This is a genomic window from Pseudomonas mosselii, from assembly GCF_003205295.1.
In the GTDB taxonomy this organism is placed as follows: Bacteria; Pseudomonadota; Gammaproteobacteria; order Pseudomonadales; family Pseudomonadaceae; genus Aquipseudomonas; species Aquipseudomonas mosselii_B.
In genome coordinates this window covers 1-16,250 of record NZ_QJRP01000026.1, presented here as the reverse complement: position 1 = coordinate 16,250, position 16,250 = coordinate 1, and the positions used below count along the sequence as shown (strand labels likewise).

Here is a 16,250-nt window from a genome sequence, read left to right as displayed (position 1 = left end):
CTCGAGGCCAGCCGGGGCCCTGCCCTGTACTTAGTTACCGCTGGAATTCAGCGCTTCGGTCAGTGCGGCTTCCACCTCACTGGCACTTACGCGCAGCGGTTTGTCGGCATCACGGCGACGCTTGCGCTCGCTGTGGTAGGCCAGACCAGTACCGGCCGGGATCAGACGACCCACGACCACGTTCTCTTTCAGGCCGCGCAGGTAATCGCGCTTGCCGGTTACCGCCGCTTCGGTCAGTACGCGAGTGGTTTCCTGGAAGGAAGCCGCCGAGATGAACGATTCGGTGGACAGCGAGGCCTTGGTGATACCCAGCAGTACGCGGGTGAACTTGGAGATGAACTTGTCCTCGCCGGCGAGACGCTCGTTCTCTACCAGTACCTGGGTCAGTTCCATCTGGTCGCCCTTGATGAAGCTGGAATCGCCCGACTCGGAGATCTCGACCTTGCGCAGCATCTGACGCAGGATGGTCTCGATGTGCTTGTCGTTGATCTTAACGCCTTGCAGACGGTAAACGTCCTGGATCTCGTTGACGATGTACTTCGCCAGCGCGCTCACACCCAGCAGACGCAGGATGTCGTGCGGATCGCTCGGGCCGTCGGAGATAACTTCGCCGCGGTTTACCTGTTCGCCTTCGAAGACGTTCAGATGGCGCCACTTCGGAATCAGCTCTTCGTACGGATCGCTACCGTCGGTCGGAGTGATGACCAGACGACGCTTGCCCTTGGTCTCTTTACCGAACGCGATGGTGCCGCTGACTTCAGCCAGGATCGAGGCTTCTTTCGGACGACGCGCTTCGAACAGGTCGGCAACGCGTGGCAGACCACCGGTGATGTCACGGGTCTTCGACGTTTCTTGCGGGATACGCGCGATAACGTCACCGACGCCGATCTGGGCACCGTCAGCCACACCGACGAGGGCGTTGGCCGGCAGGAAGTACTGGGCAGGCACGTCGGTGCCTGGCAGGTACAGGTCCTTGCCGTTGGCGTCGACCATCTTGATCGCCGGACGGATTTCCTTGCCAGCGGCAGGGCGATCCTTGACGTCCATCACTTCAATGTTGGTCAGGCCGGTCAGTTCGTCGGTCTGGCGCTTGATGGTGATGTTTTCTTCCATGCCCACGAAGGTCACGGTACCTTTCAGTTCGGTAACGATCGGGTGGGTGTGCGGGTCCCACTTGGCGACAATGGCGCCAGCTTCGACCTTCTCACCTTCCTTGACCGAAATCACCGCACCGTACGGCAGCTTGTAACGCTCGCGCTCACGGCCGAATTCGTCGGCAATGGCCAGCTCACCCGAACGGGAAACTGCAACCAGGTTGCCGTCGGCACGCTCGACCTGCTTCAGGTTGTGCAGACGCACCATACCGCCGTTCTTCACCTGGACGCTGTCGGCAGCCGAGGTACGGCTTGCAGCACCACCGATGTGGAACGTACGCATGGTCAGCTGGGTACCCGGCTCACCGATCGACTGTGCAGCGATAACGCCGACAGCTTCACCGATGTTCACCTGGTGACCGCGAGCCAGGTCGCGACCGTAGCACTTGGCGCAGATGCCGTAGCGGGTTTCGCAGTTGATCGGCGAACGCACGATCACTTCGTCGATGCTGTTCAGCTCGATGAACTCGACCCACTGCTCGTCCACCAGGGTACCGGCCGGAACGATGACGTCCTCGGTGCCTGGCTTGAACACGTCACGGGCGATGACACGACCCAGTACACGCTCACCCAGCGGCTCTACAACGTCGCCGCCTTCGATGTGCGGGGTCATCAGCAGGCCCTGGTCGGTGCCGCAGTCGATCTCGGTAACCACCAGATCCTGCGCCACGTCTACCAGACGACGAGTCAGGTAACCGGAGTTCGCGGTCTTCAGTGCGGTATCCGCCAGACCCTTACGAGCACCGTGAGTCGAGATGAAGTACTGCAGTACGCTCAGACCTTCACGGAAGTTCGCGGTGATCGGCGTCTCGATGATCGAGCCGTCCGGCTTGGCCATCAGACCACGCATACCGGCCAGCTGACGGATCTGCGCAGCAGAACCCCGCGCACCCGAGTCAGCCATCATGTACATCGAGTTGAAGGACTCTTGCTCGACTTCCTTGCCCTCGCGGTCGACGACCTTCTCTTTCGAGAGGTTGGCCATCATCGCCTTGGACACTTCGTCGTTCGCCTTGGACCACAAGTCGATGACCTTGTTGTACTTCTCGCCCTGGGTAACCAGACCGGAGGCGTACTGGCTCTCGATTTCCTTCACTTCGTCGGTAGCGGTACCGATGATGCGGGCTTTCTCGTCCGGGATCACGAAGTCGTTGACGCCGATCGAGACGCCGGAGATGGTCGAGTAGGCAAAACCGGTGTACATCAGCTGGTCGGCGAAGATCACGGTCTCTTTCAGACCAACCACGCGATAGCACTGGTTGATCAGCTTGGAGATCGCCTTCTTCTTCATCGACTGGTTGACCACGTCGAACGGCAGGCCGGCAGGCACAACCTGGAACAGCAGCGCACGGCCGACGGTGGTGTCGACGATACGGGTGTTCTTGGTGATGCTGCCATCACGATCTTTCACGGTCTCGTTGATACGGACCTTGATTTTCGCGTGCAGGGCGGCTTCGCCGGCGCGGAATACGCGGTCGACTTCCTGCAGGTCGGCGAACACGCGACCTTCGCCCTTGGCGTTGATGGCCTCACGGGTCATGTAGTACAGACCCAGTACAACGTCCTGCGACGGAACGATGATTGGCTCACCGTTGGCTGGCGACAGGATGTTGTTGGTCGACATCATCAGCGCGCGCGCTTCGAGCTGGGCTTCCAGGGTCAGCGGCACGTGAACGGCCATCTGGTCACCGTCGAAGTCGGCGTTGTACGCGGCGCAGACCAGCGGGTGCAGCTGAATAGCCTTACCTTCGATCAGAACCGGCTCAAAGGCCTGGATACCCAGACGGTGCAGGGTCGGTGCACGGTTGAGCAGTACGGGGTGTTCGCGAATCACTTCGGCGAGAACGTCCCACACCTCTGGCAGCTCGCGCTCGACCATTTTCTTGGCGGCCTTGATGGTGGTCGCCAGACCACGCATTTCCAGCTTGCCGAAAATGAACGGTTTGAACAGCTCGAGGGCCATTTTCTTAGGCAGACCGCACTGGTGCAGACGCAGGGTCGGGCCTACGGTAATTACCGAACGACCGGAGTAGTCCACGCGCTTACCGAGCAGGTTCTGACGGAAGCGACCTTGCTTACCTTTGATCATGTCGGCCAGGGACTTCAGCGGACGCTTGTTCGAGCCGGTGATGGCGCGACCGCGACGGCCGTTGTCCAGCAGGGCGTCGACCGCTTCCTGCAGCATGCGCTTTTCGTTACGCACGATGATGTCCGGCGCCGACAGATCGAGCAGGCGCTTCAGACGGTTGTTACGGTTGATCACCCGACGATACAGGTCGTTCAGGTCGGAGGTCGCGAAGCGGCCGCCATCCAGCGGTACCAGTGGACGCAGGTCCGGCGGCAGTACTGGCAGGACGGTCAGGACCATCCACTCAGGCAGGTTGCCCGAGCCCTGGAAAGCTTCCATCAGCTTCAGGCGCTTGGACAGCTTCTTGATCTTGGTTTCCGAGTTGGTCTGCGGAATCTCTTCACGCAGGCGGCCGATCTCGTGCTCCAGGTCGATAGCGTGCAGCAGCTCGCGGACAGCCTCGGCCCCCATGCGGGCGTCGAAGTCGTCACCGAACTCTTCCAGCGCTTCGAAGTACTGCTCGTCGTTGAGCAGCTGGCCCTTCTCGAGGGTGGTCATGCCCGGGTCGATAACGACATAGCTCTCGAAGTAGAGCACGCGCTCGATATCACGCAGGGTCATGTCCATCAGCAGGCCGATACGGGACGGCAGCGACTTCAGGAACCAGATGTGGGCAACCGGCGAAGCCAGTTCGATGTGCGCCATGCGCTCACGACGAACCTTGGCCAGGGCGACTTCAACGCCGCACTTCTCGCAGATCACGCCACGGTGCTTCAGGCGCTTGTACTTACCGCACAGGCACTCGTAGTCCTTGACTGGGCCAAAAATCTTGGCGCAGAACAGGCCGTCACGCTCAGGCTTGAACGTACGGTAGTTGATGGTTTCCGGCTTCTTAACTTCACCGAACGACCACGAACGGATCATTTCAGGCGACGCCAGACCGATGCGGATGGCGTCGAACTCTTCGACTTGACCCTGGTTTTTCAGCAAATTCAGTAGGTCTTTCAAGGCCTTTCCTCCTGGCGGAGCAGGGAGCGGGCATTACCTGCCACACTCCCCTTCGCGTCACGTGTTATTCGGTTTCCAGATCGATATCGATACCGAGCGAACGGATCTCTTTGATCAACACGTTGAAGGACTCGGGCATGCCCGGCTCCATACGGTGATCGCCATCCACGATGTTCTTGTACATCTTGGTACGGCCGTTCACGTCGTCCGACTTCACTGTGAGCATTTCTTGCAGGGTGTATGCCGCGCCGTATGCCTCCAGCGCCCACACTTCCATCTCCCCGAAACGCTGACCACCGAACTGCGCCTTACCACCCAGCGGCTGCTGGGTAACCAGGCTGTAGGAACCAGTGGAACGCGCGTGCATCTTGTCGTCCACCAAGTGGTTCAGCTTGAGCATGTACATGTAACCTACGGTCACAGGACGCTCGAACTTGTTGCCGGTACGGCCATCGAACAGCACCATCTGGCCGCTTTCCGGCAGGTCTGCCAGTTTCAGCATGGCCTTGATCTCACGCTCCTTGGCACCGTCGAAGACCGGAGTTGCCATCGGCACGCCTTTCTTCAGGTTGTTCGCCAGGGCGAGGATCTCTTCGTCGGTGAACTCTTCCAGGTTCTCCTGACGACCACCGATCTCGTTGTAGATCTCGGTGAGGAAGGTGCGCAGTTCAGCGGCCTTACGCTGCTCTTCGATCATGCGGTCGATCTTCTCGCCCAGGCCCTTGGCCGCGAGGCCCAGGTGGGTTTCGAGGATCTGGCCGACGTTCATACGCGAAGGTACGCCCAACGGGTTCAGAACGACGTCGACCGGAGTACCGTTGGCATCATGCGGCATGTCTTCGACCGGCATGATCACCGAGACCACACCTTTGTTACCGTGACGGCCGGCCATCTTGTCGCCCGGCTGGATGCGACGACGGATTGCCAGGTAGACCTTGACGATCTTCAGTACGCCCGGAGCCAGGTCATCGCCTTGCTGCAGCTTGCGCTTCTTGTCTTCGAACTTGTCGTCCAGCAGGCGACGGCGATCGACGATGTACTGCTGAGCCTTTTCCAGCTGCTCGTTCAGTGCATCTTCGGCCATGCGCAGTTTGAACCACTGGCCGTGCTCCAGACCGTTCAGCACGTCATCGGTGATCACGGTGCCTTTCTTCAGGCCCGCGCCACCGTCGACCACCTGGCCGTTCAGGGCGGAACGCAGACGCTCGAAGGTCGCGCCTTCGACGATGCGGAACTCTTCGTTGAGGTCCTTGCGGATCTCGTCCAGCTGCATCTTCTCGATGGCCAGGGCGCGGCTGTCGCGCTCGACACCGTCTCGGGTGAAGACCTGGACATCGATGACGGTACCCTTGGTGCCGGTCGGCACGCGCAGGGAGGTGTCTTTGACGTCGCTGGCCTTCTCGCCGAAGATCGCACGGAGCAGTTTTTCTTCCGGCGTCAGCTGGGTCTCGCCTTTCGGAGTGACCTTGCCGACCAGGATGTCGCCAGCGCCGACTTCGGCACCCACGTAGACGATACCGGCTTCGTCCAGCTTGTTCAGCGCGGCCTCACCCACGTTCGGGATGTCCGCGGTGATTTCCTCTGGGCCAAGCTTGGTGTCACGAGCCACACAGGTCAGTTCCTGGATGTGGATCGTGGTGAAGCGGTCTTCCTGGACCACGCGCTCGGACAGGCAGATGGAGTCTTCGAAGTTGAAGCCGTTCCACGCCATGAACGCGATGCGCATGTTCTGACCCAGTGCCAGCTCACCCATGTCGGTGGACGGACCATCGGCCATGATGTCGCTACGCTGAACCTTGTCACCCTTGCTGACCAGCGGACGCTGGTTGATGCAGGTGTTCTGGTTGGAGCGGGTGTACTTGGTCAGGTTGTAGATATCCACACCTGCTTCACCGGTCTCGACCTCATCATCGTTCACGCGAACAACGATACGGCTGGCGTCGACCGAGTCGATCACACCACCGCGGCGAGCAACCACGCAGACACCGGAGTCACGGGCGACGTTGCGCTCCATGCCGGTACCTACCAGCGGCTTGTCGGCACGCAGGGTCGGCACAGCCTGACGCTGCATGTTCGAACCCATCAACGCACGGTTGGCGTCGTCGTGCTCGAGGAACGGAATCAGCGACGCTGCGACCGATACTACCTGCTTCGGCGAAACGTCCATCAGGGTGACGTCTTCCGGCGCCTTGACGGTGAATTCGTTCAGGTGACGAACGGCTACCAGCTCATCGATCAGCTGCTTCTTCTCGTTCATCGCGGCCGAAGCCTGGGCGATGACGTGATCGGCTTCTTCGATCGCCGACAGGAACACGATGTCGTCGCTGACAACGCCTTCCTTCACCACGCGGTACGGGCTTTCCAGGAAGCCGTACTGGTTGGTGCGGGCATAGGCCGCCAGGGAGTTGATCAGACCGATGTTCGGACCTTCAGGGGTCTCGATCGGGCACACGCGGCCGTAGTGGGTCGGGTGTACGTCACGGACTTCGAAGCCAGCACGCTCACGAGTCAGACCACCAGGGCCGAGTGCGGAGACGCGGCGCTTGTGGGTGATCTCGGAGAGCGGGTTGTTCTGGTCCATGAACTGCGAGAGCTGGCTCGAACCGAAGAACTCCTTCACCGCCGCCGCTACCGGCTTGGCGTTGATCAGGTCCTGCGGCATCAGGCCTTCGCTTTCGGCCATCGACAGGCGCTCTTTGACCGCGCGCTCTACGCGCACCAGGCCAACGCGGAACTGGTTCTCGGCCATCTCGCCGACGCAACGGACGCGACGGTTACCGAGGTGGTCGATGTCGTCGACGATGCCCTTGCCGTTACGGATATCGACCAGGGTCTTGAGGACCTCGACGATGTCTTCCTTGCTCAGCACGCCCGAACCTTCGATCTCGGTGCGACCGATACGACGGTTGAACTTCATGCGACCGACGGCCGACAGGTCGTAACGCTCGGCGCTGAAGAACAGGTTGTTGAACAGGGTCTCGGCGGCATCCTTGGTTGGCGGCTCGCCTGGACGCATCATGCGGTAGATCTCGACCAGCGCTTCCAGTTGGTTGCTGGTGGTGTCGATCTTCAGGGTATCCGAGATGAACGGACCGCAGTCGATGTCGTTGGTGTAAAGGGTCTCGACGCGGACAACCTGGGCCTTGGCGATCTTCACCAACAGGTCGGTGGTCAGCTCGGTGTTGCACTCGGCGATGATCTCGCCGGTGGCAGGGTGCACGATCGCCTTGGCGGTGGTGCGACCCAGCACGTATTCCAGCGGTACGTCCAGCTCTTTCACGCCAGCCTTTTCCAGCTGGTTGATGTGGCGCGCGGTGATACGGCGGCCTTGCTCGACGATGACCTTGCCGCTGCCGTCATGGATGTCCATGACCGCAACTTCACCACGCAGACGCTGAGGCACCAGTTCCAGGCTCAGTTTTTCGCCGGACAGGTGGAACACGTTGGTGGTGTAGAAGGTGTTGAGTACTTCTTCGGTGCTGTAGCCCAGCGCGCGCAACAGTACCGAGGCCGGCAGTTTGCGGCGACGGTCGATACGCACGAACACGCAGTCCTTCGGGTCGAACTCGAAGTCCAGCCAGGAACCGCGGTAAGGGATGATGCGCGCGGAGTACAGCAGCTTGCCCGAGCTGTGGGTCTTGCCACGGTCGTGGTCGAAGAACACACCCGGCGAGCGGTGCAGCTGAGATACGATCACACGCTCGGTACCGTTGATTACGAAGGTACCGTTCTCAGTCATCAGGGGGATTTCACCCATGTAGACTTCTTGCTCTTTGATGTCCTTGATCGCTTTGTTCGACGATTCCTTGTCGAAGATGATCAGGCGCACCTTCACCCGCAGCGGGACCGCGAAGGTCACACCGCGCAGGACACATTCCTTCACATCGAACGCCGGCTCGCCCAGGCGATAGCCGACGTACTCCAGGGCAGCATTGCCGGAGTAGCTGATGATCGGGAATACCGATTTGAAGGCCGCATGCAGGCCGACGTCGCGGAACTGATCCTTGGATGCTCCCGCCTGCAGGAATTCGCGATACGAATCCAGCTGGATGGCCAGGAGGTAAGGCACATCCATGACGTCCGGCAACTTGCTAAAGTCCTTGCGGATACGTTTTTTCTCAGTGTATGAGTAAGCCATCAGCATTCCCCAGCTTGGTCACCTGCTTGTTTGGCATCTCCCGGCGGGAGCAGCCGAAAATCGTGCAAACCTCTTGGTTTGCGCCACCCTCTTGGGTGTCTTGCAGCTCGTTATCGGGGCCGACCTGATCGGCCACCAATAACGGAAAAAGGCCGGTGGCATAAGCCACCAGCCATCAGCCCTTCGCTTAACGCTCGGACTGGAGTCGCAAAGTCGAAATTACTTCAGCTCGACTTTGGCGCCTGCTTCTTCCAGCTTCTTCTTAGCGTCTTCAGCGGCTTCTTTCGAAACGCCTTCAGCTACAACCTGAGGAGCGCCATCGACTTTCTCTTTGGCTTCTTTCAGGCCCAGACCGGTCAGCTCGCGAACGGCTTTGATCACGTTCACTTTCTTGTCGCCGGCTTCAACCAGAACAACGTTGAACTCGGTCTGCTCTTCAACAACGGCAGCAGCAGCAGCTGGGCCAGCAGCGGCAACAGCAGCGGTAACGCCGAAGGTTTCTTCCATGGCTTTGATCAGCTCAACAACTTCCAGAACGGTTTTCTGGCCGATTGCTTCGATGATTTGCTCGTTAGTCAGGGACATGACTTAAATCCTGTATTGGGGTGACAGCTTACGCAGCCATCAAATTAAACGAATGATTTTGAAAGAGTTTCGCGCGCCTTAGGCAGCGGTAGCTTCTTTCTGGTCGCGAATGGCTGCCAGAGTACGAGCCAGCTTGCTGGTAGCGCCTTGGATCACGCTCATCAGTTTCGCAATAGCTTCGTCGCGGGTCGGCAGGGTAGCCAACACGTCGATCTGGTTCGCTGCAATGAAATTGCCGTCAAACGCAGCTGCCTTGATCTCGAACTTGTCCTGACCCTTGGCGAACTCTTTGAACAGACGAGCAGCAGCGCCCGGGTGTTCGTTGGAGAAAGCAATCAGGGTCGGGCCTTTGAACGCGTCGTTGAGGATCGAGAATTCGGTGCCTTCAACAGCGCGCTTGAGCAGGGTGTTACGTACGACACGCACGTAAACGCCAGCCTCGCGGGCCTCTTTACGGAGTCCGGTCATTGCGCTTACAGTCACACCACGGGCATCAGCCACGACAGCGGACAGAGCGACTTTGGCAGCCTCGTTGACTTCAGCGACGATGGCCTTCTTGTCTTCGAGTTTAATTGCCACGGGTTTACTCCTGGTTTCTACCGTTTCATCTGGCCGGAGCCGGATGTCGTTTTGGTGTCTGATTCGCGAGCGAATCGGGAGCACCATCTGCGTAGGCTTGAGGTTTAAGGCTTGCGCCGCCTACGGTCTTGGATAGCCCCCGCCAGGCAGGGACCCCAATTTAATAGTCGGTGCGACCAGGTCGCACCGACCGAGCATTACACGTTCAGCGAGCTCTGATCGATGATCAGACCTGGGCCCATGGTGGTGCTCAGGGTAACGCGCTTGACGTAGATACCTTTCGAGGAAGCCGGCTTGATACGCTTCAGATCAGCGATCAGGGCTTCAACGTTTTCCTTCAGCTTGCCGGCTTCGAAGCCGATCTTGCCAACGGAGGTATGGATGATACCGTTCTTGTCGGTACGGTAGCGAACCTGACCAGCCTTGGCGTTTTTCACGGCAGTGGCTACGTCTGGGGTCACGGTACCGACTTTCGGGTTAGGCATCAGGCCGCGAGGACCCAGAACCTGACCCAGCTGACCTACAACGCGCATGGCATCAGGCGATGCGATGACGACGTCATAGTTCAGGTCGCCGCCTTTCATTTCGGCAGCCAGGTCGTCCATACCTACGCGGTCAGCGCCGGCAGCCAGAGCGGCTTCAGCAGCTGGACCCTGGGTGAAGACGGCAACACGTACGGTCTTGCCAGTGCCGTGTGGCAGCACGGTAGCGCTACGAACGACCTGGTCGGATTTACGTGGGTCTACACCGAGGTTGACGGCGATGTCGTACGACTCGACGAACTTGGCGGCCGGCAGCGAAGCCAGCAGGGTTGCGGCTTCTTCGAAGTTGTAGGCCTTGCCTGCTTCGATTTTCTCGGCGATAGCCTTTTGGCGCTTGGTCAGCTTAGCCATTACACACCCTCCACGTTCAGGCCCATGCTGCGGGCGGAGCCGGCGATGGTGCGTACAGCAGCGTCCATGTCAGCGGCGGTCAGATCGGCCTGCTTGGCCTTGGCGATCTCTTCCAGCTGAGCACGGGTAACGGTACCGACCTTGACGGTGTTCGGACGAGCCGAACCGCTGGTCAGGCCAGCAGCTTTCTTCAGCAGAACCGAGGCAGGGGTGCTCTTGGTCTCGAAGGTGAAGCTACGGTCACTGTAGACAGTGATGATCACTGGAGTCGGCAGACCTGGCTCTTGACCCTGGGTACGGGCGTTGAAGGCCTTGCAGAATTCCATGATGTTCACACCGTGTTGACCCAGTGCTGGACCAACGGGCGGGCTTGGGTTGGCCTGGCCGGCCTTTACTTGCAGCTTGATGTAAGCCTGAATCTTCTTAGCCATGAGCTACTCCAAATTCGGGTACGAACGCCTGATGGCTCCCCGTATGACTTGCGTTTTATCCCAGTGACGACAAAACCCCGCAGCACATAGGGCTGCGGGGTATGGGATGCTGCGTTCCGCTAGACCTTTTCGACCTGGCTGAACTCGAGCTCCACCGGGGTGGAGCGACCGAAAATGAGCACTGCAACCTGCAGGCGGCTCTTTTCGTAGTTAACTTCTTCGACACTGCCATTGAAGTCGGCGAACGGACCGTCAATGACGCGAACCACTTCACCCGGCTCGAACAGCGTCTTCGGCTTCGGCTTGTCACTGCCGTCGGCAACGCGACGCAGGATAGCCTCAGCTTCTTTATCGGTGATCGGCGCAGGCTTGTCTGCGGTACCACCAATGAAACCCATGACCCGAGGGGTATCCTTGACAAGGTGCCAAGTCCCTTCGTTCATTTCCATCTGGACCAGTACATAGCCAGGGAAGAACTTACGCTCGCTCTTGCGCTTCTGGCCGTTGCGCATTTCGACGACTTCTTCGGTCGGGACCAGGATCTCGCCGAATTCGTCTTCCATGCCAGCCAGCTTGACGCGCTCGATCAGGGAGCGCATTACATGCTTCTCGTAACCCGAGTAAGCATGCACAACATACCAACGCTTAGCCACGAGACACCCTTAGCCAACGATCAAGGAGACCAACCAGCCGAGCAGGGAATCAAGACCCCACAGCAGCAGCGCCATGACCAGAACTACAGCCACGACAATCAGCGTGGTCTGAGTGGTTTCTTGGCGGGTCGGCCACACGACTTTACGGATCTCGGTACGAGCTTCCTTCGCCAGCACAAAGAACGACTTGCCTTTGGCGGTCTGCAGGGCAACGAAGCCAGCGACAGCAGCCAGGGCAAGCAGGACAAGTACGCGATACAGGATCGGAGAAGCGGAGTAATACTGATTACCCACGACACCAACGACTACCAATGCGACAACAGCGAGCCACTTGAACAGATCAAAACGCGATTCTTGGGCTTCAGTTTTGGGAGTCATCGAGGAGGATCCTGTGAGAAGAAAGCCATCACACCGAGGTGAATGGCAGGTCAGGAGGGAATCGAACCCCCAACCTACGGTTTTGGAGACCGTCGCTCTGCCAATTGAGCTACTGACCTATAACGCTATATCAGGCCGGCCATTATACCGGCCTGATCAAGTAAATCAACTACTTATTCAATAATTTTCGCTACGACGCCGGCGCCGACGGTACGACCGCCTTCACGGATGGCGAAGCGCAGACCGTCTTCCATCGCGATGGTCTTGATCAGGGTGACAGTCATCTGGATGTTGTCACCTGGCATTACCATCTCAACGCCTTCCGGCAGTTCGCAGTTACCGGTCACGTCAGTGGTACGGAAGTAGAACTGAGGACGGTAGCCTTTGAAGAACGGAGTGTGACGGCCGCCTTCTTCCTTCGATAGGACGTAGACTTCTGCGGTGAACTTGGTGTGCGGCTTGACCGAACCTGGCTTGACCAGAACCTGGCCACGCTCAACGTCGTCACGCTTGGTACCACGCAGCAGAACGCCGCAGTTCTCGCCAGCACGACCTTCGTCCAGCAGCTTGCGGAACATCTCAACACCGGTGCAGGTGGTGGTGGTGGTGTCACGCAGACCAACGATTTCCAGCGGATCCTGAACACGGACGATACCACGCTCGATACGACCGGTAACAACGGTACCACGACCCGAGATCGAGAATACGTCTTCGATCGGCATCAGGAACGGCTGGTCGATGGCACGAACTGGCTCAGGAATGTAGCTGTCCAGAGTCTCTACCAGCTTCTTGACAGCGGTAGTGCCCATTTCGTTGTCGTCTTTGCCTTCCAGGGCCATACGAGCGGAACCGATGATGATCGGAGTGTCGTCGCCTGGGAAGTCGTAGGTGGACAGCAGGTCGCGAACTTCCATCTCGACCAGTTCCAGCAGCTCGGCGTCGTCTACCAGGTCAGCCTTGTTCAGGAAGACCACGATGTACGGAACGCCAACCTGACGGGACAGCAGGATGTGCTCACGGGTTTGTGGCATCGGACCATCGGCGGCCGAGCAAACCAGGATCGCGCCGTCCATCTGGGCAGCACCGGTGATCATGTTCTTCACGTAGTCAGCGTGACCTGGGCAGTCAACGTGAGCGTAGTGACGAATGGTCGAGTTGTACTCAACGTGAGCGGTGTTGATGGTGATACCGCGCGCTTTTTCTTCCGGAGCCGAGTCGATCTTGTCGAACTCAACGATTGCCGAACCGAAAACCTCGGAGCAAACGCGAGTCAGCGCTGCAGTCAGAGTGGTCTTACCGTGGTCAACGTGGCCGATAGTGCCGACGTTAACGTGAGGTAGCGAACGATCAAACTTTTCCTTAGCCATCGATACAGTCCTCCGCAGAAGAAATAGTCATACAGCCTATAAAACAAAGGCAGATATTTTCATATCTGCCTTGTTTATATGGAGCTCTTGAGCGGATTTGAACCGCTGACCTCACCCTTACCAAGGGTGTGCTCTACCAACTGAGCTACAAGAGCGAAACACTTTGTGCAACAACAGCAAACTTGGAGCGGGTAGCGGGAATCGAACCCGCATCATCAGCTTGGAAGGCTGAGGTTCTACCACTAAACTATACCCGCGGAGCTTGCGGCTCTCGCTAAAACTGGTGGAGGGAGAAGGATTCGAACCTTCGAAGCTCTCGCAACGGATTTACAGTCCGTCCCCTTTGACCGCTCGGGAATCCCTCCAGATGTGGCCGGCATTCTATTTGTCTGCCGTCCTAGTGTCAAGCGTTTTTTCAAATTTTTTCAATCAAATCTGAAACTTAGCTGCTTTGACACCGCCTCCAGCTCTACCACCTCGGTGGTGTTCCCTGTGAAGCGGGCGCCATTCTATCAAGCTATTCAGCAGTTGCAATACCCTCGCACAAAATAATTTTGTGTTTTAAGTCTTTGAAATCCTTGGAAAGAGTCGAGAGCACCGCAGGGTCCAACAAACGCTCGCTTTCAGGGGCTACCTTGAGCCAGAAACCCTCGGCTCCCGGCAGCTGCCCAACCACCGGCAGGGCGGCGATATCCAGGCTGAGCAGGCGCTGACGCAGGGCATCGAGCTGCTCGCGTGCGGCCAGCCCGCCCACCACCAGGCATTCGTCGCGCCGCCTGGCCGGTGCCGCGGCCCCGGTCTCGCGCAGCAGGCGTATTTCCTGCTGGGAACCTTTGTACAACGATAACGGGGCGACTTCCTTGACCTTAAGTGGAGCCTCCTGCTGATGCCATACGTAATAGACGACGTTGAGCACCACCAACAGCAGAAATAACCAGCGCATAGTCACCTCGACTCAATTGGGCAGGCCATGGCCAGGCCGACAAAGACCAGATCCGGCACGATGCGCGCCTGCGGTGCGGCGTCCTGCACCAGCGGCGCATCGCCCCCAGTCAGGAAGACCGTGAAGTCCTCACCCCAAAGCCCCCTGGCCTGCTCGATCTGGGTACGGGCAAACCCCTGGAGCATGAGCACGCAACCACGCTCGACCGCTTCGACCGTGGAGCGCCCCGGTGCCAGGCTGCCCAGGGCACGCTCGGCCGAGGCATCGTCATAGCGGATTCGCCGGGTGTGGGTGCGCAGCTGGCTACGCATCAGCGGCATGCCCGGACAGATATACCCACCGAGGTGCTCACCGTCGGCCGCGACATAGTCGGCCTTGGCCGCAGTACCGAAGTCGATGACCAGGCAGGCGCGACCCGCCAGGTGATAGGCGCCCAGCGCGCCGAGCCAGCGATCCATGCCCAGGCGCTGGTAGTCCTCATAGCCATTGCGAACGCCGGCCATTTCTTTCACCGGCTGGGCCACGCGTACTTCGACCCCGAACGAAGACAGGATCAACGCGCACAGCGCCGAAGTTTCTTCTTCACTGCGCACACTGACCATGCGACAGCCGATCAGGCGCAGGGATGAAAGCGCCGCAACGGCCGCAACCAGCGCCTGGTCGGAGTCGACGATACCGCCACCATTCATGGTGGCGTCGTCCGCATGGATGACGCGCCACTTGATGAAACTGTTTCCGCAATCGAGCTCAAGAATCATCACGCAACCTCAGACTGAGCTCGCCACCGCTGAAGCTCTTTTCCACACCATCCACCTCGAGACGCAAGCCGCCTTGTCCATCCACGCCCAACGCCACCCCATCTACGCGAGTGGTGCCGGCGACCAGCGAGACTCTCCGCCCCTGCCACAGGTGCGCCTGCTCCCATTCTTCCTGGAACGCGGCGAAACCATAGCGGCGATGACGAGCCAGCTCGTGCTGCAACTGCTGGCTGAGCTCCGCCACCAAGCGGTTACGGTCCACCAGCTGTCCGGTCTCGCCGCGCATGGAGGTCCAGGGTTGGTCGATCTGTTCCCCGCCCTGCATGTTCACGTTGATACCGATACCCAGCACCACATGGCAGACATCCGCCGGATCGCCGACCAGTTCCAGGAGGATGCCGGTGATCTTGCGCCCGCTGGCCAGGACATCATTGGGCCATTTCAGCCCGACATCCTTCAGGCCGAACGTCTTCAGCGTGCGCATGACCGCCAGGCCAACCACCAGGCTCAAGCCCTCGAGCTGACGCATGCCACCATCGATGCGCAGTACCAGGCTGTAATAGAGGTTTTCGGCGAATGGACTGACCCATTGTCGACCACGACGTCCGCGCCCGGCGCTCTGGCGCTCGGCCAGCACCAGGAACGGCGCGGCTTGCCCCTGGGCGGCGAGCCTCAGACCCTCGGCATTGGTGGAGTCGATGGTGTCGTGAATGAAGGCCGGCCACGGCTCACCCTCCGAAAACCCGGCTATCGCCTGCGATTCAAGCAGGTTCAGCGGCGCTGCCAGCTGATAGCCACGGCCACGGACCTTGTGAATGGTCAGGTTCAGTTCGCTCTCAAGGTGCTGCAGCTGCTTCCAGACGGCGCTGCGGCTTACCCCGAGGGCGGCCCCCAGGGCTTCACCGGAATGGAACCGGCCATCCTTGAGGAGATTCAACAACTTCAGCATGCCAGTCTCGACTTGGAATAAGGCTGGCATGATAGCCACGCCCCGAGGGCTTGCATAGGAAAAGGGCTACCGCCAGACCCACAGCCGACGCGAACCCTGTAGGAGCGGCCTTGTGTCGCGAAAGGGGCGCGCAGCGGCCCCAGGGTCTTGAGTATGTCTCAGGACTGTCGGGGCTGCTGCGCAGCCCTTTCGCGACGCAAGGCCGCTCCCACAGGGGGAGGTGTGGCGTTGGTTTTGAAACGCGGAAAAGACAAAACCCCTACCTGCTCGCGCAGATAGGGGTTTTGCGAAATGAATCTTGACGATGACCTACTCTCACATGGGGAAACCCCACACTACCATCGGC

Annotated in this window: 12 protein-coding genes and 4 tRNA genes; all 16 read right to left on the bottom strand. The window is 59.3% G+C overall.

The annotated features are described in order from the left end of the window. Positions 1-30 precede the first annotated feature (30 nt). The 16 genes from rpoC to birA all read right to left on the bottom strand — a co-directional run bounded on the left by rpoC (position 31) and on the right by birA (position 15,904). Positions 31-4,230: a DNA-directed RNA polymerase subunit beta' gene (gene rpoC / locus DMX06_RS20060; protein WP_110739043.1), complete on the bottom strand. Its 4,200-nt coding sequence runs from the start codon at positions 4,228-4,230 to the stop codon at positions 31-33. Between the two features lie 64 nt (positions 4,231-4,294). After that, a complete protein-coding gene (rpoB, locus tag DMX06_RS20055) occupies positions 4,295-8,368 on the bottom strand; it encodes a DNA-directed RNA polymerase subunit beta (RefSeq protein ID WP_050703555.1) in 4,074 nt (1,357 codons plus the stop codon). A gap of 219 nt (positions 8,369-8,587) precedes the next feature. Then, entirely contained in the window at positions 8,588-8,953 is a 366-nt protein-coding gene (gene rplL / locus DMX06_RS20050; protein WP_003255496.1) for a 50S ribosomal protein L7/L12, read from the bottom strand. Positions 8,954-9,031: 78 nt separating this feature from the next. Then, positions 9,032-9,532, bottom strand: coding sequence for a 50S ribosomal protein L10 (gene rplJ / locus DMX06_RS20045; protein WP_016715872.1), 501 nt, complete (start codon positions 9,530-9,532; stop codon positions 9,032-9,034). Between the two features lie 197 nt (positions 9,533-9,729). After that, complete coding sequence (rplA, locus tag DMX06_RS20040; RefSeq protein ID WP_028692260.1) at positions 9,730-10,425, bottom strand: 50S ribosomal protein L1; 696 nt, start codon at positions 10,423-10,425, stop codon at positions 9,730-9,732. Continuing rightward, positions 10,425-10,856 (bottom strand): 50S ribosomal protein L11, encoded by a 432-nt coding sequence (gene rplK / locus DMX06_RS20035; protein WP_028692261.1) that lies wholly within the window; start codon positions 10,854-10,856, stop codon positions 10,425-10,427. Before rplK ends, rplA begins: the two co-directional genes overlap by 1 nt. Before the next feature lie 119 nt (positions 10,857-10,975). Then, complete coding sequence (gene nusG, locus DMX06_RS20030; protein WP_011531880.1) at positions 10,976-11,509, bottom strand: transcription termination/antitermination protein NusG; 534 nt, start codon at positions 11,507-11,509, stop codon at positions 10,976-10,978. A 9-nt stretch (positions 11,510-11,518) separates the two neighbouring features. After that, entirely contained in the window at positions 11,519-11,887 is a 369-nt protein-coding gene (gene secE, locus DMX06_RS20025; protein WP_110739042.1) for a preprotein translocase subunit SecE, read from the bottom strand. A gap of 43 nt (positions 11,888-11,930) precedes the next feature. Further along, a tRNA-Trp gene (locus tag DMX06_RS20020) sits at positions 11,931-12,006 on the bottom strand. A 54-nt stretch (positions 12,007-12,060) separates the two neighbouring features. Next, complete coding sequence (gene tuf / locus DMX06_RS20015; RefSeq protein WP_003255489.1) at positions 12,061-13,254, bottom strand: elongation factor Tu; 1,194 nt, start codon at positions 13,252-13,254, stop codon at positions 12,061-12,063. A gap of 79 nt (positions 13,255-13,333) precedes the next feature. After that, positions 13,334-13,409, bottom strand: a tRNA-Thr gene (locus tag DMX06_RS20010). A 28-nt stretch (positions 13,410-13,437) separates the two neighbouring features. Beyond that, positions 13,438-13,511: transfer RNA gene (locus DMX06_RS20005), tRNA-Gly, on the bottom strand. A gap of 24 nt (positions 13,512-13,535) precedes the next feature. Beyond that, positions 13,536-13,619, bottom strand: a tRNA-Tyr gene (locus tag DMX06_RS20000). A 152-nt stretch (positions 13,620-13,771) separates the two neighbouring features. Continuing rightward, positions 13,772-14,197 (bottom strand): hypothetical protein, encoded by a 426-nt coding sequence (locus tag DMX06_RS19995; RefSeq protein ID WP_110739041.1) that lies wholly within the window; start codon positions 14,195-14,197, stop codon positions 13,772-13,774. Between the two features lie 2 nt (positions 14,198-14,199). Then, positions 14,200-14,955, bottom strand: coding sequence for a pantothenate kinase (locus DMX06_RS19990; protein ID WP_110739040.1), 756 nt, complete (start codon positions 14,953-14,955; stop codon positions 14,200-14,202). Further along, a complete protein-coding gene (gene birA / locus DMX06_RS19985) occupies positions 14,945-15,904 on the bottom strand; it encodes a bifunctional biotin--[acetyl-CoA-carboxylase] ligase/biotin operon repressor BirA (RefSeq protein ID WP_110739039.1) in 960 nt (319 codons plus the stop codon). The genes DMX06_RS19990 and birA overlap by 11 nt, the downstream gene beginning before the upstream one ends. Positions 15,905-16,250 lie beyond the last annotated feature (346 nt).

Coding starts and splice junctions, on each gene's coding strand:
- rpoB (WP_050703555.1), bottom strand. CDS start 8,368: ATGGCTTACTCATACACTGAGAAAAAACGTATCCGCAAGGACTTTAGC.
- rplL (WP_003255496.1), bottom strand. CDS start 8,953: ATGTCCCTGACTAACGAGCAAATCATCGAAGCAATCGGCCAGAAAACC.
- rplA (WP_028692260.1), bottom strand. CDS start 10,425: ATGGCTAAGCTGACCAAGCGCCAAAAGGCTATCGCCGAGAAAATCGAA.
- rplK (WP_028692261.1), bottom strand. CDS start 10,856: ATGGCTAAGAAGATTCAGGCTTACATCAAGCTGCAAGTAAAGGCCGGC.
- secE (WP_110739042.1), bottom strand. CDS start 11,887: ATGACTCCCAAAACTGAAGCCCAAGAATCGCGTTTTGATCTGTTCAAG.
- tuf (WP_003255489.1), bottom strand. CDS start 13,254: ATGGCTAAGGAAAAGTTTGATCGTTCGCTACCTCACGTTAACGTCGGC.
- DMX06_RS19995 (WP_110739041.1), bottom strand. CDS start 14,197: ATGCGCTGGTTATTTCTGCTGTTGGTGGTGCTCAACGTCGTCTATTAC.
- DMX06_RS19990 (WP_110739040.1), bottom strand. CDS start 14,955: ATGATTCTTGAGCTCGATTGCGGAAACAGTTTCATCAAGTGGCGCGTC.
- birA (WP_110739039.1), bottom strand. CDS start 15,904: ATGCTGAAGTTGTTGAATCTCCTCAAGGATGGCCGGTTCCATTCCGGT.